The organism is Paraburkholderia sp. GAS333 (assembly GCF_050435665.1).
Lineage (GTDB): Bacteria > Pseudomonadota > Gammaproteobacteria > Burkholderiales > Burkholderiaceae > Paraburkholderia > Paraburkholderia fungorum_A.
On sequence record NZ_JBNDKS010000001.1, the window covers coordinates 1,918,686 to 1,935,778 of the forward strand.

Annotated in this window: 15 protein-coding genes; 13 read left to right on the forward strand and 2 right to left on the reverse strand. The window is 66.4% G+C overall.

All coding sequences use genetic code 11. From position 1 onward, the window contains the following. Positions 1-34 precede the first annotated feature (34 nt). The 11 genes from ABH945_RS08530 to ABH945_RS08580 all read left to right on the forward strand — a co-directional run bounded on the left by ABH945_RS08530 (position 35) and on the right by ABH945_RS08580 (position 14,110). Positions 35-2,248 carry a hypothetical protein gene (locus ABH945_RS08530; protein ID WP_429250268.1) on the forward strand — a complete coding sequence of 738 codons (2,214 nt, stop codon included), beginning with the start codon at positions 35-37 and terminating at the stop codon, positions 2,246-2,248. 19 nt (positions 2,249-2,267) lie between these two features. After that, positions 2,268-3,968, forward strand: coding sequence for a glycosyl transferase family protein (locus ABH945_RS08535; protein ID WP_429250269.1), 1,701 nt, complete (start codon positions 2,268-2,270; stop codon positions 3,966-3,968). A 198-nt stretch (positions 3,969-4,166) separates the two neighbouring features. Continuing rightward, positions 4,167-4,463, forward strand: coding sequence for a hypothetical protein (locus ABH945_RS08540; RefSeq protein ID WP_429250270.1), 297 nt, complete (start codon positions 4,167-4,169; stop codon positions 4,461-4,463). Continuing rightward, the gene (locus ABH945_RS08545; protein ID WP_429250271.1) at positions 4,439-6,706 is read left to right on the forward strand and encodes an NfrA family protein; all 2,268 of its coding nucleotides are present in this window, start codon (positions 4,439-4,441) and stop codon (positions 6,704-6,706) included. Before ABH945_RS08540 ends, ABH945_RS08545 begins: the two co-directional genes overlap by 25 nt. A gap of 140 nt (positions 6,707-6,846) precedes the next feature. Continuing rightward, positions 6,847-7,533 carry an alginate O-acetyltransferase AlgF gene (locus tag ABH945_RS08550; RefSeq protein WP_429250272.1) on the forward strand — a complete coding sequence of 229 codons (687 nt, stop codon included), beginning with the start codon at positions 6,847-6,849 and terminating at the stop codon, positions 7,531-7,533. A gap of 133 nt (positions 7,534-7,666) precedes the next feature. Then, positions 7,667-8,626, forward strand: coding sequence for an alginate O-acetyltransferase AlgX-related protein (locus tag ABH945_RS08555; RefSeq protein ID WP_429250273.1), 960 nt, complete (start codon positions 7,667-7,669; stop codon positions 8,624-8,626). A gap of 5 nt (positions 8,627-8,631) precedes the next feature. Beyond that, entirely contained in the window at positions 8,632-9,792 is a 1,161-nt protein-coding gene (locus tag ABH945_RS08560; RefSeq protein ID WP_429250274.1) for an alginate O-acetyltransferase AlgX-related protein, read from the forward strand. Positions 9,793-9,829: 37 nt separating this feature from the next. Next, positions 9,830-11,746 (forward strand): HAD-IIIC family phosphatase, encoded by a 1,917-nt coding sequence (locus ABH945_RS08565; RefSeq protein ID WP_429250275.1) that lies wholly within the window; start codon positions 9,830-9,832, stop codon positions 11,744-11,746. Further along, positions 11,743-11,994: an acyl carrier protein gene (locus ABH945_RS08570; protein WP_074763659.1), complete on the forward strand. Its 252-nt coding sequence runs from the start codon at positions 11,743-11,745 to the stop codon at positions 11,992-11,994. The genes ABH945_RS08565 and ABH945_RS08570 overlap by 4 nt, the downstream gene beginning before the upstream one ends. Positions 11,995-12,093: 99 nt before the next feature. Continuing rightward, the gene (locus ABH945_RS08575; RefSeq protein WP_429250276.1) at positions 12,094-13,683 is read left to right on the forward strand and encodes an MBOAT family O-acyltransferase; all 1,590 of its coding nucleotides are present in this window, start codon (positions 12,094-12,096) and stop codon (positions 13,681-13,683) included. A 19-nt stretch (positions 13,684-13,702) separates the two neighbouring features. Continuing rightward, the gene (locus tag ABH945_RS08580) at positions 13,703-14,110 is read left to right on the forward strand and encodes a VOC family protein (protein ID WP_074763657.1); all 408 of its coding nucleotides are present in this window, start codon (positions 13,703-13,705) and stop codon (positions 14,108-14,110) included. A gap of 15 nt (positions 14,111-14,125) precedes the next feature. Here the strand turns inward: ABH945_RS08580 and ABH945_RS08585 are convergent, their stop codons facing one another. Next, entirely contained in the window at positions 14,126-15,118 is a 993-nt protein-coding gene (locus tag ABH945_RS08585) for a DUF4434 domain-containing protein (protein ID WP_429250277.1), read from the reverse strand. A 413-nt stretch (positions 15,119-15,531) separates the two neighbouring features. Between ABH945_RS08585 and ABH945_RS08590 the strand changes: the two genes are divergently transcribed. Then, positions 15,532-15,963: a diacylglycerol kinase gene (locus ABH945_RS08590; protein ID WP_074763655.1), complete on the forward strand. Its 432-nt coding sequence runs from the start codon at positions 15,532-15,534 to the stop codon at positions 15,961-15,963. A gap of 126 nt (positions 15,964-16,089) precedes the next feature. Here ABH945_RS08590 and ABH945_RS08595 read toward each other — a convergent pair whose 3' ends face one another. Then, complete coding sequence (locus ABH945_RS08595; protein ID WP_074763654.1) at positions 16,090-16,590, reverse strand: DUF523 domain-containing protein; 501 nt, start codon at positions 16,588-16,590, stop codon at positions 16,090-16,092. 272 nt (positions 16,591-16,862) lie between these two features. Here ABH945_RS08595 and ABH945_RS08600 point away from each other — a divergent pair, with 272 nt between their 5' ends. Continuing rightward, positions 16,863-17,024 (forward strand): DUF1328 domain-containing protein, encoded by a 162-nt coding sequence (locus ABH945_RS08600; RefSeq protein ID WP_074763653.1) that lies wholly within the window; start codon positions 16,863-16,865, stop codon positions 17,022-17,024. Positions 17,025-17,093 lie beyond the last annotated feature (69 nt).

Sequence of the window (17,093 nt, forward strand, 5' to 3'; positions counted from 1 at the left end):
ATCCGAGCTTTTACGACATTCCCAGAGCCTGTTCATGCCGCTGCCCCGACGTATTTTTGCTTCCCTAGTCTTTGCCGGTGCCGGCATCGCCCTGCCTGCGATCAGCCACGCGAGCGCGGCTGCCGACAGCCTGCGCCAGCTCACGGCCAACACCGGGGTGACGCGCAACGTCACGCTGTCCGACCTGGGCATCAGCGATGCCGTGGTGCTGACGGGCGGCGCGACCCAGGACTTCTATCTGCCGGTGCCGAGAAACCTGACGCTCGCCAACGCATCGATCGCGTTCGACAGTCACTACCTCAAAGGACAAACCGGCACGGCGTCGGCAGTGCTCGCGGTGGACGGCCAACCGGTCGTATCGCAGGCGCTCGCCGACGGCGACGGCCTGATCCAGCGCTCGCTCGCGGTGACCCCGCGCGTCCACAGCAGCGGCTTCGTGCGCCTCGGCGTCAGCCTGCTGTCGAACACCGGCATCCGTCATTGCGAAACCCCGGATTCCGCCGCGAACTCGCTCGTGATCTCGCCGCAGACGCGCCTTACCTACCGCGTCGAAACCAGCGCCGTCACGAGCCTCGACGACGCCTGGAGCACGCTGCCGGGCGAACCCGTGCTGCTCGTCTCCAGTTCGCACCTCGACTCCGCCGCCTTCGACAGCGCGTGGCGTCTCGGCGTGGCGCTCGAACGCGGCGGCAAGCGCGTCTCCGTGCACGCGCTGCCGGCGGTCGGCCAGAACGTCGACACGCGCAGTCTGAACGTGCCCGATGCGCTCGCCAGCCTGCCCGCCTTCGCCGCGCTACGCGACAACTCGGCGGCTCACAAGCTCGCAAGCGATGCCGAACTCGGCGCGCTGATCGTGCTCGGCGCGCCGGGCGTGAGCGGCGACGTGGTCGTCGCCGACGCGGCGCTGCGCACGCGGCTCGCTGCTGCGTTCGACGCGCTGAATGCGCAACTCGCCAGCGACCCGGACGCGCAAGCCGCGCTGAAAGCCTGGCGCGCGAGCCACGCAACGCTGGCGGACACCGACTCCCGCGCGCAGCAGATCCGCCTGGCCACGCTCGGCGAACATACGGTCGTAGCCGTTTCGCCCGACGCGGGCGCCCAGGCCGCCGGTCTGTTCGACGACACGCTGCGCCGCGCGCTGACGACCGACAGCGTCGTCTCGCCGATCGCCCAGCCCGACCAGCGCGCCAACGGCAAATTCATGCGTCTGTCGAATCTCGGCGGCTCGGCGCAAGCGTTCGACGTGCTCGCGCGCGGCGACTGGACCGTGAGCTTCCCGCTCGCCGCCGTCTCGTCCGATTCGCGCATGCCGTCCGAAATTACGCTGTATGTGGCGGCGGCGCCGGGACCTTCGTCGTCGCGTCCGGTGGCGACCATCTACTGGAACGGCATCCTGCTCGCCGCCAAACAGCTTCGCGCCGACGGCCAGCCCGAACAGCTGCACGCGCGCGTGCCGGGCTACGTGCTCGGCGTGAACAACAATCTGCGTCTGTCGGTGCAGCGTCAGCCGTATTCCGCCGACTGTAACGAGACGCCGCAGGCGTACCCGGTCAATGTGCTGCCCGCATCGAGCTTCATCACTTCGGGCGACGCCGATCCTGACGGCACCTTCATCGGCCTGCTGCCGCTGATGGCGGGTCATCCGCAACTGATCGTGCCGCAGCGTTATCTGGCCGACGCGCCGGATCATCTCGCGAGCGTGATCGCCATGGCGCTCGCCAGCGGGCTTTCGCCGACGCAGACGGAACTGACCGTCGCCAACGGCAACGACGCCGTCAAGCCGGCCAAGCCGTTCCTTGCGATGGAAGTCAACGTGGACGGAGCGAATCCGTCCGCCCGCGTGACCGATGGCCAGCGTCTGCAGATTCGCGGCAAGACCGTCGACTGGCTCGACGCGACCGGCCTCAAACATCTGTCGACCGTTGAAGTCGTGCGTGCCCAGGGTGAAGACGGCCTGCTGTGGTACGCGATCGGCGCGGACCGGCCGGGCATCGGCGGGACGCAGGCCGTGCAGCCGTTCGTGCTGAACCGCGGCAATCTCGCGATCATCGGCGACAACGGCCCGCTCGCGTGGATCGACAGCGGCAACCCCGACGCGAGCATGCCGCCGGGCGCGGGCGAAACGCCGTTCTACGAATGGCGCCGTTACGTGTCGTGGGGCGTGCCGGCGATCGCGATCACGCTGTTCGTGTTCCTGACGCTGCTGGTCGTCGCAAGACGCACCCGCCGCAAGAAAGAAGACAAGTAACGTCGAGCCACCGCGCGCCATGATCTCCTCGCTCTACTGGCCTTATCTCGCCGCAGACTACTACTACGCTCTCCAGCTGGTGAGCGTGGTGGTGGGCGTCATCATTCTGCTGTCGAGCATCGATGACCTGTTCATCGACGGCTGGTACTGGATCCGGCAGCTGTACCGCTCGCTGACTGTCTGGCAACGTCACACGCCGTTGCAGGCGGCGCAGTTGCGCGCCGTGCCGGAACAGCCGATCGCGATCATGGTGCCCGCGTGGCTCGAGTACGACGTGATCGCGCCGATGCTCGAAAGCATGGTCGGCACGCTCGAATACAAGAACTACATGATCTTCGTCGGCACCTATCGCAACGACGACAAGACCCGCAACGAAGTCGAGCGCATGCGCCGCCGCTACCGCCAACTGGTGCGCGTGGAAGTGCCGCACGACGGCCCGACCTGCAAGGCCGACTGTCTGAACTGGATCGTCCAGGCGATCTTCCAGCAGAACGAACGGCAGGCCGAACCGTTTGCGGGCGTGACGCTGCACGACAGCGAAGACGTGCTTCACCCGCTCGAACTCAAGTACTACAACTATCTGCTGCCGCGGATGGATTTCATCCAGTTGCCGGTCACGTCGCTGGAGCGCGAGTGGTACGAACTCGTCGCGGGCACCTACATGGACGAATTCGCGGAGTGGCACACGAAGGATCTCGTGGTGCGCGAGAGTCTGTCGAAGATGGTGCCTTCGGCGGGCGTCGGCACCTGCTTCTCGCGGCGCGCGCTCGAAGTGCTTGCCGCAGAAACGGACAACCAGCCGTTCAACACCGACACGCTGACCGAAGACTACGACATCGGCGCGCGCCTCTCACGCAGCGGCATGCGGCAGATTTTCGGCAAGTTCCGGGTGGAATACGTGACACGGCGCACGTCGCTGTTCGGCCTCGGCCGCGAAAAAATCTCGACGATCTCGATGCCGCTCGGGATTCGCGAATACTTCCCCAACACGTTTCGCACCGCGTACCGGCAGAAGGCGCGCTGGACTCTCGGCATCGGTCTGCAAGGCTGGGCGCAGGTGGGCTGGAAAGGATCGCTGGCAGTGAAGTACCTGCTGTTTCGCGATCGCAAGGGGCTCGCCACGTCGTTCGTCGCGATCCTCGCGTATCTGCTGCTGCTCAACTTCATCGGCTTCTGGATCGCCGCGCGGCTGGGCTGGTGGACGGTCTACTATCCGTCGCTGTTCTCGCCCAACGGCTGGCTCGCGACGCTGATGAGCCTGAACTCGTTCGCGCTCGCGCTGCGCGTGTCGCAACGCAGCTACTTCGTGTACCGCATGTATGGCTGGGAGCATGCGCTGCTGGCCGTGCCGCGCATGGTGATCGGCAACTTCATCAACGCGATGGCGGCGGCGCGCGCGTGGCGTCTGTTCATCGGACACCTGATTACCGGCAAGCGGCTCGCGTGGGACAAGACGATGCACGATTTCCCATCCGCCGATCAGCTTACGCAGCAGCGCCAGCGACTCGGTGAATTGCTGCTCTCGTGGCAGGCCATCGACGAAACCAAGCTCGCGTACGCGCTCGACGTCCAGCGGCGGGAAGGCCGGCCGCTCGGACAGATTCTCGTCGAACGCGGCTGGCTCGACGAAGCCACGCTGCACGAAGCCATCACTTTCCAGCAGGATGCGTTCAGCACTCCGCCATCGCCCGAGGCCGCCCAGGCGGATGCCGCAGCATGAAGTCATTTCCGTCTTATCGTCGGCGAGCCGCCGGTCCGGCTGCGCGCCGTGTGAAGCGTATTGCGCAGGCCGTCTGTTGGGCTGCGCTTGCGGCTGGCTGGACCGCGTGTGCGGATGCGGCAGAACCTGTGCTGGCGGGTGCGACTGTTGGGACTGGTGGGGCTACTGGAGCCTCTACGGCTGCTGGGACTGCTGTGATTGCTGGAACTGCTGGGGCCGCTACAGCTGCAGGAACGGCTGGAATTGCTACGGCTTCTGAGACAGTCGCAATCGCTGGAACCGTTAGAACGGCCGGAACCGCTACGGCTTCTGAACCAGCTGCAACTGCTGCAACCGTTGGAACCGCCAGAACCTCAACGACTGCTGAAACAACTGCAACCGCTGGAACCGCCGCGACTGCCGCAACCGCAGGAACCGCTACAGTTGCTGGCTCCGCCACAACCACGCACGCGGCAACTCAAGCGCCGAAAGTGGCCGCGAAAGAAGCGCCGCTGACCGGCGACGCGTGGAAGTTCGGCGACGCTGCGTTCAAAGCCTATAACCGCAAGGACTACGCCGCCGCCGATTCGCTGGCGGCCCACGCGCTCGCGCTGCGTCCCGACGTCACGCGGCTGTGGCTGCTGCGCGTCTACGCGCTGCAGAACCAGAACCGCCCCGCCGACGCGCTGAATGTCGCGCAGACCGCGCTCGCGCACTGCCACCGCGACCCGGCGCTCACCGCCGCCCGCGATACGCTGCGCGCGACGCTCGCGGGCGGCCATGGCGCAGGTTCGGGTGCCGTCACGCCGACCACGCAAACGCCCGCATGGAAATTCGGCGACGCCGCGTACAAGGACTATGCGGCGGGCCACTACGCCGAGGCGACCGATCACGCGCGCGCTTCGTTGCGCCTGCAACCCGACAACCCGGGGCTGCGAGGTCTGCTCGTCTACTCGCTCGAACGTCAGCAACGGATCGACGAGGCCGCGCGCGAAGCCGACGCGGCACTGCGCCTGTCGCCCAACGACGAAGCGCTGCAAGCGTTGCGCGACCGGATGCATCGGCTGCTCGCGCCGACGCCCGCCAAAGCGGCCTGGGACGCTTATCGTTCGGGCGACTACGCGCAGACCGCCGTGCTCGCGCGCGAAGCGATCCGCCAGGCGCCGGACGTGCAGAGTTATCGCTATCTGCTGACGGGCGCGCTTCTGAGCGAAGGCGAGTACACCCAAGCCGACGCCGCCGCCAGCGACGCCCTCGCTCAGGACGGCGACGATGCGCTGTCGCTCGCGATGCGCGGCTTCGCGCGTGCGCAACTCGGCCAAACCGATGCGGCGCGCGCGGATCTGAACAAGGCGCTCAAGCAGGACTGGCTGTCCGATCAGCAGATGGCGACGGTCAAACGCATCGCCGCCGATACGCTGCGTGTGAATGCGGGTGCGGGTGCCGCCACGGGCACGGGCACAACCACCGCTGCCATAACCCCGGGCACCACAACGGCCGCCACGGCAACAACCGCCCCCACGACCGCAGCGCCCCTGAGCACAACCACATCCACAACCCTCGCCGCCCGCTCCCCCGCGCAATCCGCGCCCGTGGTCTTCTGCACCTCCGACCCGCAGGATGTGCTGTGCAACCTGCTGCCGGCCGGATCGAGCCTCGCTGGCGCCGGCCCCGGCTACGACGCCGCCACGCGCGCCTACGCGGCTTTCGCACATCGCGATTTCAACGCGGCCGTGAGCGCGGCGAACGAAGCCGTGCAGGCCGCCCCGGACAATCTCGCCTACCGTCTTCTGCTCGTGAACGCGCTCGAACGCGCGGGCAAGCGCAAGCAGGCACGCGCGGCCTTCAAACCGGTCACCCGACTCAAGGACGTGCCGCCGGACGAATCGCTCGACGTCGCCTACACGGCCCAGCGGCTCGGCTACAACCGCCAGGCGCGCAACGCGTTTGCGAGCGCCGTCGATGCCGCCGACGCCGGCCAGATCGAACTCGCGCCGCAGTCGCGCCAGAACGTGCGCCAGGCCGTCTCCGACCTCGACCGCACGTGGGGCTTCACCGGCGCGTTCGGTTACGGCACGGTCGGCGTGATGAACTCGCAGTTCGCGCCGTCGCTGAGCGCGCGGCGTACGCTGCAGTCGTCGCAGGAGTTGTACTGGCGGCCGCCGGTGATCGGCAACGTCAACGGCAGCGTGTTCGAGGTCTACGCGCGGATGAACCAGGCGCTCTACGACGGCACCGGCGGCGCCACCGGCCTGCCGACCAATCAGGCCGTGTTCGGCGCGCGCTGGAAGCCGTTCTCGCAGCAGAATTTCGTGTTCGCCGTGGAGCGTTTCGTGCCGATCGGCAGCGACAGCCGTACCGACTGGCTGCTGCGCGGCGCGTGGTCCGAAGGCGAAGGCGGCAGTTTGCGGGTCGATCGCTCGAACTGGCAGTACTGGCAGGTCTATGCCGAAGGCGACTACTTCATCGACCATCCGCAGACGCTCGGCACGTTCGAAGCGCGCTACGGACGCGCGTTCGCCACCGCGCACAACCTCGTGACGATGCCGTACCTCGCGCTGAACGCGGCTTACGACAGCCTGCTTGATCGCCACGCGACCGCGGGCATCGGGCCGGGCGTCGCGATGCGTCTGTGGTTCCGCGAGGACGCTCATCACGCGCCACGCTCGTTCGTCGAACTGAACGTCCAGTACCGCGTGCGCGTGGCCGGCGACGATCGCTCGGACGGCGTGTTCGCCGGTCTTTATTTTTCGTATTGAGGATTGAGCCCATCATGCTTTTCCGCTCGTTGCTTTGCGCCCGGTCTCGCGGCTTGTCCGATGCCACGTTTGTTGCGCGATTCTGCGCAACGTTTTGCGTCACGTTTCCCGCTTCGTTGCGCGCGTCGTTCCGGGCCGCCTTGCCCGCTCCCTTCCGCGCCCCCGCACACGCTGCGCTCGCCGTCGCGCTGCTCGGCGGCGTCCACGGCGCAGCCTACGCCGCAGCCGCCGACGACATGGCGCAGCTCTACGCGCTGCCGCCCGACGGCTCGGTCTATGTGCGCGTGGTCAATCCATCGGCGGTGGCGGTCAAGGTGCAACTCGGCGCGGGCGCGAAACCCGAAACGATCGGCGCGGCCGGCCGCATCGGCACCGACTATCGCGCGATGCCGGGTGGCACGTTGACGCTCGCGATCGACGGCAAGCCCGCCACCGTCGCAGGCACGCTGCCGCACGGCGGCTTCGTCACGCTGATCGCCGGCAAGGCGGGCGCGAACGTACAGGTCGTCGTCGACGAAAGCCCCGCTGCGGACGGCATGAAGGCCGAACTCTCCGCGTACAATCTCGTGCCCTCGTGCGCCGCCGCGATTCGCGTCGCCGGTGGCCCGACCGTGTTCGGCAGCCTCGCTTCCGGCACGCGCGCAGCGCGAGCGATCAATCCGGTCTCGGCCTCGCTCGACGGCGCGTGCGGCGCGCACGTGTCCGCAGCGCAGGCGCTGCCCGCGCTGAAGGCCGGCGACCGCTACAGCGTGTTCCTCGTCGGCACGGCGGAGCAGCCCACGCTGGTCGGCATGCTCAACCGCACCGAACCGTGGCACGCGCGCTGACCTGCCGCTTCAGGCGACGCCGAATCGATGCCGAACTAATGCCGACGTGACGCTCAAGTGAACCATCGTCTCGCTGGATAGCTGGACCGCCGGATCGCCGCCCTTTCACCCGCTCCATCGCCCTAATCGCTCCATGAAACTCAAGCATCTTCTCGCCGGACTGCTGATCACCGGCACCTGCCTCGCCGCGACGGCCGCGCAAGCGCAAGCCGTGCTGATCGGCAAGGACGACTGGCTTTTCTATGCGCAGGACAACGTGAACGACGCGGGCAAGGCCGGCATCGACAACTCCGTGCGGTTGATGAGCGCCGCGAAAGACGCGTTGCAGGCGCGCGGCATCGGCCTCGTGGTGCTGGTCGCGCCGCTCAAGGCGCGTTTCTACGAAGACAAGCTGCCGGCCGGCACGGCCATTTCGGCCGCCGCCCGCGACCGTTACGCGAACATCGTCGCGAGCCTGCACAGCGCCGGTATCCAGACCGTCGACCTGATGCCGGTGCTGAAGAGCGTCGAGCACGACGACCAGACCGCGTTCTTCCAGAAAGACTCGCACTGGACCGCGTGGAGCGCCGAAGCCGCCGCCGCCGCGACCGCCGACGTGATCCGTCAGAACTGGAAACTCGGCGGCGATGCCGGCACCGGCACGCCGCTCGGCAACTGGATCAAGGAACGCCGTTTCGCCGATTTCGCGGAACTGATGACCGCCCAGCAGCGCAAGGAAATCGGCCAGGAAATCTACGTCGTACGCGCGAGCAAACCGGAATCCGGCGACCTGCTCGACAGCGCCGCCGCGCCCGTGCACGTGGTCGGCAACAGCTTCGTGCAGCCTTATCTGGGCTATCCCGAAGCGCTGTCGCATGCGCTCGACCGGCGCGTCGGCCTGACCTGGAAATACGGCAACTTCGGTCCGTGGGCCGTGTTCCTGCAATACCTCGAATCGCCCGCGTTCCAGCAGGCGCGTCCGCAAGTCGTGGTGTGGCAGCTCAATGAAGTGCAGATGATGTACGGCCCGAACACGAGCGGCCAGTGGGACGCCGCCTCGCTGATGACGGAAGCCGACTGGCGCAGCCGCGTGCAGGCCGCGATCGCGAAGTAAGTGCCATGAACTCGCCTCGTTCCACGATTCCCGCGACGCCAGACCGGACTACGTCGGCTCCGTCAGATGGAGAAGCCAACGCGCCGCGCGGCTCGCATCGCATGACTGCGCTGTGCTTCGGCCTGCTGATGGCGGGCGGGCTGCTGTTCGGCATCCAGCAGACGACGCACGCCGGTCTCGGCTCGCTCGCGCCGTCGCAATGGCTCGGGGGCGCGGCTGGAACGCAGCTCAACAACGCCTTGCGCGTGCCGTTCCACGACACGCTCGAAACCGCCGACGCCGCGTGGCGCTATCGCGTGTTCGGCCAGCTCGGCGCGCAGGTTCGCCAGGGCTGTCCGGGCTGGCTGTTCTATACCGACGGCCTGCGTGCGCCGGTGGCCGATCCCGACGCGGTGGTCGCCGCGCGCATCGCACTGATGCGCCGCCTCGTCGCGCAGTTGCGCGAACAGCACGTCGCCGTGCTCGCCGTCACGGTGCCCGACAAATCGCGCCGCGAAAGCGATGCGCTGTGCGGCCTCACGCGCCCCGCCAGCACCATCGCGCAATTGCCCCGCTGGCAACGCGCGCTCGACGAAGCGGGCGTGGCGCGCGTCGATCTGTCGAGCGTGCTCGACAGTGTGCCCAAGCCGTTCTACCGGACCGACGTGCACCTGAACCAGCGCGGCGCGGCCGCCGCCGCGCAGGCCGTCGCCACGGCGGCACTGCCGCTGGCCGGCGGTCGCGGGACGCTGCAATACGACATCACGCGCGCCGCCGTCGCCACACCCCGCGTGGGCGACCTGCTGACGCTCGCGGGTCTCGCGAACGCACCGCAAGGCTGGCGTCCCGCGCCGGATAGCTACCGGCCCGAAACCTTCACGCAGCCGTCGGCGGGCGGCCTGCTCGACACCGGTCCGGCCGTCACGGTGATGCTCGCGGGCAGTTCGAATTCGCGCCGCAGTAACTTCGCCGAGCAGCTCGGCCAGTCGCTCGGCGCGCCGGTATGGAACGTGAGCCGCGACGGCGGCAAGTTCGCCGACGCGCTGATGCAGTCGATGGAAGACCGCGCGCACTGGCCGTCCACGCTCAAGCTCGTGATCTGGGAGATGTCGGAGATGTCGCTCGTGCAGCCGCTCAACGCGCTGGAAAAAGCGGCCTTGCGCGACGGCGTGCATGGGGACCTCTAATGGCGGACCCGACGATGTGCCAACGCGGAATACTTCGATGCCCGAACTAACCTGGCTGCCCCGCACTCCCGACTGGACGCAGCGCCTCGACGCGCTGCCGCGCGAGCACGCGCCGGACTGGTCCGCGCTCGTGCAACTTGCCGGCGATAACCTCGATTTTCTGCAGACGGGCAAGCTCGACAAGCGGCTCGTCAAGGCATTCGGCGCCACACCGCCCGACGCGCTGGCGACACCGCCGCTGCGGCTCGCGGTGCTCGGTTCGTCGACGGTCGATCAGTTGCTGCCCGGACTGCGCGTCGGTGCGCTGCGTCACCGGATGTGGACGCAGCTTTACGTGCCCGCCTACGGCCAGGCGATGCGCGAATCGCTCGATCCGGCCTCGGGCCTGTACGCGTTTGCGCCAAACGTCGTGCTGTTCGCGTTCGACGCGCCCTACCTGATCGGCGACGACACAGCCGGACTGAGCGCGGCGCAAGCCGACGCGCGCGTCGAACGCATCGTCGGTGACTTGCGGGCGCTGTGGCTGCGCGTGCGCGAGCGCACCGATGCGCAGTTGATCCAGCAAACGCTGATGCCCACGCTGCTGCCGCTGATGGGCGACAACGAAGCGCGCCTGCCCGGTGCGCCGCTGAACCTGCTGCGTCGTGTGAATGCGGCGCTGCGCGAAGCCGCGCACGAAGCAGGCGTCGATCTGCTCGCACTCGACGACGCCTGCGCGCGCGACGGTCTCGCCGCGTGGCACGACGCGCGTCTGTGGCTGCGCGCGAAGCAGGACGTGTCGCCCGCCGCCGCGCCGATGTACGGCGAGCGCGTCGCCCGCCTCGTCGCCGCACGGCGCGGCGCGAGCGCGAAGTGCCTCGTGCTCGATCTGGACAACACGTTGTGGGGTGGCGTGATCGGCGACGACGGTCTCGCGGGTATCGTGCTCGGCCAGGGCAGCGCGGAAGGCGAAGCGTATGCGGCATTTCAGCGTTACGCGCGCGATCTCACGCGGCGCGGCATCATCCTCGCGGTGTGCTCGAAGAACGACGAAGCGAATGCGTTGCTGCCGTTCGACCAGCATCCCGAGATGGTGCTCAAGCGTGCCGACATCGCGTGTTTCGTCGCCAACTGGCAGGACAAGGCGAGCAATCTTCGGACCATCGCGCAACGTCTGAACATCGGCCTCGACGCGCTCGTTTTCGCCGACGACAACCCGTTCGAGCGCAACCTCGTGCGCGAACATCTGCCGATGGTGCGCGTGCCGGAAATGCCGGAAGACCCTGCGTTTTACGCGGTCACGCTCGCGCAGTCGGGCTGGTTCGAAAGCGTCGCGCTGACCGGCGAGGACCGCGAGCGCGCGGCCCAATACCAGGCCAACCAGCAGCGCGAAGCGCAACGTGAAACCGAACGCGAAAGCGGTGGCGATCTCGCGTCGTATCTCGCGGGACTCGGCATGGTGCTCGAATGGAATACGTTCAATTCGACCGACCTGCCGCGCATCGTGCAACTGATCGGCAAGACCAACCAGTTCAATCTCACCACGCGCCGCCACGGCGAAGCCGAAGTGCAGGCGATGATGCGCGACCCGCGCGCCGTCACGCTGCATTTCCGCCTGAAGGACCGTTTCGGCGACAACGGCATCATCGCGATCGTCGCCGCGCTGCCCGATACGGGTGGGGACGCGAACGAAGGCGACTGGCGTATCGACACGTGGCTGATGAGCTGCCGCGTGCTCGGCCGCGAAGTCGAACGCGCGACGCTCGGCGTGCTCGCTGATGCCGCACGGCAAGCGGGCGCGCGTCGATTGATCGGCGAATACTTGCCCACGCCGAAAAACGGCATGGTTCAGGATCACTATTCCGGCCTCGGCTTCGCGCCGCTGGCCAGCTCGCCGGACGCCACCCACTGGGTGCTCGATCTGGCCGGCTTCACTCCTTCTCACGTACCCATGCAAATCCGGAGCATGCAATGACCGACGCAGACATTCTCGACGCCCTGACCGATATTTTCCGCGACGTCTTCGACGACGACAGCGTCACGATCACCCCCGCTTCGACGGCGGCCGAATACGACGCTTGGGACTCGCTGTCCAACGTGAACATCATGGTCGCCTCGGAAATGCGCTTCGGCGTGCGCTTCAAGGCGTCGGAAGTCGAAGGCCTGCACAACGTCGGCGAACTGATCGCGCTGATCCAGCGCCAGCTCGCGGCGAAGCGCTGAGCGAGCGCAGCGCGGCGCGTCATCGACGCCGCGCCCGCTCCTCGACGCATATAGACACGCACATTCACGCACGTTCACGTCAGGCCACATCGCACCGCCATGCTGTTCAATTCGCTACCTTTCCTGCTGCTGTTCCTGCCCATCTCTCTGGGCGGCTACTACCTCGCGGGCGCGCTGCGCCCGGTGGCGGCAGCGGCATGGCTGTGCGTCGTCTCGCTGGTGTTCTATAGCTGGTGGAACCCGGTGTTCGTCACGTTGCTGCTCGGCTCGATTGCGTTCAACTACGCATTGAGCCGCGCGATTCTCGCGACCGAAGAGCGCCCGCGCGCGCAGGCGTGGCTGCTGGCCGGCGGCATCGGCGCGAATCTGGCGCTGCTGTTCTACTACAAGTATCTCGCGACGCTGCTCGGCTTTCTCGCCGCGCACGGCGTCGTCGAGCACGGCATGAAGGACACCATCCTGCCGCTCGGCATTTCGTTCTTTACGTTCACGCAGTTGGGCTTCCTGCTCGATTGCCGCGCGGGTGTCGTGCGCGAGCGCGGCTTCGTGAGCTATGTGCTGTTCGTGACGTTCTTCCCGCACCTGATCGCAGGGCCGATCCTGCATCACAAGGAAATGATGCCGCAGTTCGCCGATCGTGCGAGCTACCGTTTCAAGGCGGAAAACCTGTCGGTGGGCGCGTTGATTTTCATCATCGGGCTCGCCAAGAAAGTGCTGCTCGCCGACGCCATCGCGCCGTGGGCCGAAGCGGGTTTCGACCATCCCGCCGAGCTTCAGTTGCTCGCTTCGTGGGGCACGGCGCTCGCGTACGCGCTGCAACTCTACTTCGACTTTTCGGGTTACTCCGACATGGCGATGGGCCTCGCGAAGATGTTCGGCATCCGCTTCCCGCTGAACTTCAATTCGCCGTACAAGTCCACCGGCATCATCGAGTTCTGGACGCGCTTTCACATGACGCTCACGCGCTATCTGACCGCGTATCTGTACAACCCGGTGGCGATGGCGATTGCGCGTTCGCGCGCGCGCCGCGGACTGCCGGTCGGCCGCAAGGCGACGGCCACCGCACGCGGCTTCGGCAGCATGATCCTGTTTCCGACGATGTTCACGATGGGACTCGCCGGTGTCTGGCACGGCGCGGGGCTGCAGTTTCTGATCTTCGGTCTGCTGCACGGCGCGTATCTGAGCGTCAATCACGCATGGCGCCAGTTCGGTCCGAAGCGCGCTGCGCCCAGCCGCCTCGCGCGCGCGGGTTACGTGTTGCTGACCTTTCTCTGCGTGGTGTTCGCGCTGCTGTTTTTCCGCGCGCACAGCACGGCGGATGCACTGCGCGTCAGCGCCGGCATGCTCGGTCTGCACGGACTCGAACCGCTTGCGACGATCGCGTTTCCGCTGCATGCGCCCGGTCATTCGGGCGTGGCGTGGAGTGCCGGCGACTTCATGCGGCTCGTGTTCGAGCGCTGGGGCGAAGGCTTGCTGCTGATCGTGCTGCTCGCGCTCGTGTGGTGTGCGCCGAACTCGAACCAGATCGCGAACGTCTATTCACCCGCACTCGAAGGACCGGCAAGCGGTGCGCCGGGCTGGCTGCAATGGCGTCCGACGCTTGTCTGGACCAGCGTGTGCGTGCTCCTGTTCGGCTACGCGATGCTCAACCTGCAACACACCGCGCGCTTCCTTTACTTCCAGTTCTGACGCTCACTGCGCCCTACTCATGCTGACCGAATTCGATTGCACGTTCCATCACATCGGCATTGCGTGCCGTGACCTCGACGCCGAGCAGGCCGGCTGGACCGCGCTGGGCTACACGCAGGAAGGGCCGGAGTTCGAAGACCCGGTTCAGCGGGTGCGCGGCCGCTTTCTCACGGGCGCCGGACCGCGCCTCGAACTGCTTGCGCCGACGGCAGAGAACTCGCCGGTGGAAGGCGTGATCAAGCGGCGCACCAAGCTCTATCACCAGGCGTTCGTGACGCCCGCGTTCGACCGCGCGCTCGAAGCCATCGAGGCGCTGGGCGCGCGACGCACAGCCGAACCCGCTCCTGCGGTCGCGTTCGGCGGCAAGCGTATCGTGTTCGTGCTGCTGTTCAACGGCAACATCATCGAGCTGATCGAAGCTGCCTGAGCTTTCACGCCGCGCTCAACCGAGCGCGCGGCGCCACGCATCGAGCAGCGCCTCTGCGCCCGGCTTGTCGCCGATCACCCACGGATCGACCGCGAACGCGACGATGTCTGTCGCGCCGTAGTTGCGCGCGAGGTTCCATTGCGCCTTCACTCTTGCATAGCTCGCCGAGCGCGCCGCGAAGTCGTCGCTCCCCGGTTGCGCGGGCGGCAGATTCTCGAACAGTTCCACGATCAGATCGAACGGCACCGCGCGCGACACGAACAGGTCGTGCAGCGGCTGCAAGGGCTCGTAGGCGGCCATGCCCTGCGCGCCCGCTCCGTCCTGGATCATCGGATACACCTGTGTCCGGTCGAGCAGCACGCTCCATAGCCCTTCGAGCGTGGCGTCGGTTTTCAGGCGGCTGTGGAAGGTCGATACGCGCGGCGCGTGGCCGCTCGTGGCGTCCGCGACATCCGCCAGCGTGTTGAGCCAGCGCACCAACCGGTCGACGCGCGCGGGATCGGACCAACTGTATTGCTCGATTTCATACGGCAGATACCAGCCCTGGAACGCGCGATGACGCGGCCACGGCGCCTCGCGCATCCACGCCGTGGTGCGCGTGGCGGTGCTCGCCAGATAGCTGTCGAGCACGCCGGTGTCCGCGCCGCCGATGACCTTCCACCACCGGTCGTCGTACGGCAAACCGAGGTGCACCGTCATGCCGAGTTGCGCGCAATCGTCGAGCAGGCCTTGCAGCAGCGCATCCGGTGCGGTCCACGCGGGTCCGTCTTCGCCATCGATTCCAACCCATTGCACGAACACCGTCTTGCAGCCGAGCGAACGCGTGGTGGCGAGGCGTCGTTGCCATTGCTCGCGGGTCCAGTCGAGATGATCGCGCCATAGCTGGATAAACGTGCCGCCCGTCGTAACGGTAGATTCGCACGCGACCAACGGCAGGCAGGCGGCCAGCGCTGCGGCCTGCAGGAACCGGCGACGCGAAAACGTGAGACGCGGGAAAAAAGTCGGCATGAACGAGGTCGGAATGATCGAGCAAGGAGTCCTGCCGTGACGCATCACGATGGACGAACGCGGGCGGCGCTCATTGTAGTGCGGGACGGCATATCGTTGTTTGCCGGCGTTCCTGTTGGGAAAGCTCACCAGGGTCTGCGTGTTGTTCATGTTGCATGTCGGCCCGGTTCGTCTTGTACAGACGTTTTGATAAAAACCTTGAGTATCAATCGATGTTGCAGATGTGAAACGACCGTCCAGAGCGCGACGCGTCTGCATTTCAGTACTCACCGCCCCTCACGACGTTCCGTGACCATGGCCATTCGCCAATGTCAGACGTGCCCACATTGCCAGCCAGAGCCGACCGGTCACGCGTCTGTGACATCGCACGGCATTTGAGGCATGCTGCCGCCTTCATCGAAGCGAACCCGATCATGACCGATCCCACCCACTCCTCTCCACCCGGCACACCCGCAAAAAAACGCAGCGGGCCGCTGCGCGCGCTGTTCGCCTTGCGGCACTCGTGCGATGGCGTCGTCACAACCCTGCGCGAGGAAAGCGCCTTCCGTCAGGAGGTCGCGCTCGCGGTCATCCTGCTGCCCACCGCGCTGCTGATGCCGGTCGGCGCAATCGAGCGCGTGCTGCTGATCGTGTCGGTATTGCTGGTGCTAATGGTCGAACTGCTCAATTCGAGCATCGAAGCCGCGATCGACAGGATTTCGCTGGAGCGGCACGAATTGTCGAAACGCGCGAAGGATTGCGGCAGCGCCGCGGTCACGATGGCGCTGCTGATTTGCGCGGTGACGTGGGGCGTTTTCTGCGGGCCGATCGTTTATCGCTGGCTACGTGCGGCGGTTTCTTTTTGAGTCGTTGGCTCGCGTTGCAGCGCATCACGTCGCTGGCGGCGTTGAGTTTCTAGCGGGAACTGCCATGTGCGCTTGCGCTGGCTTCGTGCGGGCCTGAGTGCATGGGCAGCACATGCCCGCGCCCGTTCATCGTTCCGATTCGAGCGCAGCAACCGCCTCCGCCAGATCGGCGATCTGCGAATCAGCGAAAACGCGAATGCCGTGCTGTTGCAGCAACGTCGCGGTGACCCCCGCCGCTGCATGACGCGTGCCGCTGAAGCCGCCATCGTAGATAAAAGTGCTGCCGCATGACGGGCTGCCGTCGGCCAGCAATGCGAAGCGGCAACCCTCCGCTTGTGCGCGTTCGAGCGCATGCCGTGCGCCTGCGATGAAAAGTGCCGTGACGTCAGCGCCGGTATTGTCGTCGATCGACGCCTGATGATCCAGCACATCCGTGCCCGAGCGACGCAACTGGATTTCGGCGGGCGGACGCGGCGTGGGGAAACCCGCCGCCACTTCCGGGCACACGATCACCAGACGGCCCTCGTCGCGCCAACTTGCAAGCCATGCGTTGCGTGCGGATTTAGCGGTGCCGTTGTAGCGCACGGGATGACCGGCGAGACAGGCGCTGACCAGTATCTTCAACATGGGGAGAGAAAAAACCCTGACGGGCGATCGGCTATGGACAGGCGATTGTAGCGGGCACCTGTAATAAGCCCATCCGGGCCGACATGCGTCGACCACCCTCAGCCACCGCCGTGTCGATAAAACAGACCACCCTCTTCACCCGCGCCACCGGTTGGGCACACCTATTGCTCTATTCCGCTCGCCGGCAAATAACCCGTCAAGGCGCGTAGCGCCCGCAACGAGTCGCCGCTTTTAACTCATCAACTCAATCAGCCATTACCGGTGGAGGCCCCATGCTTCGATACGCTGCAATTTTCTTCGTGATCGCCATCATCGCCGCTTTGTTCGGCTTTGGCGGCATCGCCGCGGGCGCGACGGAAATCGCGAAAGTGCTGTTCTTCATCTTCGTGGTGATCTTCCTCGTCACCCTGCTGATGGGCGTGATGCGACGCTGACCGCACATGAGTGCGATGACGCGTTTTTAAATGTTTTCGTAGTAGGTCCCGGTGCAAAAAACAGCATGC

Bases quoted from the DNA above. Each gene is read 5' to 3' on its own strand.
- ABH945_RS08530 (WP_429250268.1), top strand. From the start codon at position 35: ATGCCGCTGCCCCGACGTATTTTTGCTTCCCTAGTCTTTGCCGGTGCC.
- ABH945_RS08535 (WP_429250269.1), top strand. From the start codon at position 2,268: ATGATCTCCTCGCTCTACTGGCCTTATCTCGCCGCAGACTACTACTAC.
- ABH945_RS08555 (WP_429250273.1), top strand. From the start codon at position 7,667: ATGAAACTCAAGCATCTTCTCGCCGGACTGCTGATCACCGGCACCTGC.
- ABH945_RS08560 (WP_429250274.1), top strand. From the start codon at position 8,632: ATGAACTCGCCTCGTTCCACGATTCCCGCGACGCCAGACCGGACTACG.
- ABH945_RS08565 (WP_429250275.1), top strand. From the start codon at position 9,830: ATGCCCGAACTAACCTGGCTGCCCCGCACTCCCGACTGGACGCAGCGC.
- ABH945_RS08570 (WP_074763659.1), top strand. From the start codon at position 11,743: ATGACCGACGCAGACATTCTCGACGCCCTGACCGATATTTTCCGCGAC.
- ABH945_RS08575 (WP_429250276.1), top strand. From the start codon at position 12,094: ATGCTGTTCAATTCGCTACCTTTCCTGCTGCTGTTCCTGCCCATCTCT.
- ABH945_RS08580 (WP_074763657.1), top strand. From the start codon at position 13,703: ATGCTGACCGAATTCGATTGCACGTTCCATCACATCGGCATTGCGTGC.
- ABH945_RS08585 (WP_429250277.1), bottom strand. From the start codon at position 15,118: ATGCCGACTTTTTTCCCGCGTCTCACGTTTTCGCGTCGCCGGTTCCTG.
- ABH945_RS08590 (WP_074763655.1), top strand. From the start codon at position 15,532: ATGACCGATCCCACCCACTCCTCTCCACCCGGCACACCCGCAAAAAAA.
- ABH945_RS08595 (WP_074763654.1), bottom strand. From the start codon at position 16,590: ATGTTGAAGATACTGGTCAGCGCCTGTCTCGCCGGTCATCCCGTGCGC.
- ABH945_RS08600 (WP_074763653.1), top strand. From the start codon at position 16,863: ATGCTTCGATACGCTGCAATTTTCTTCGTGATCGCCATCATCGCCGCT.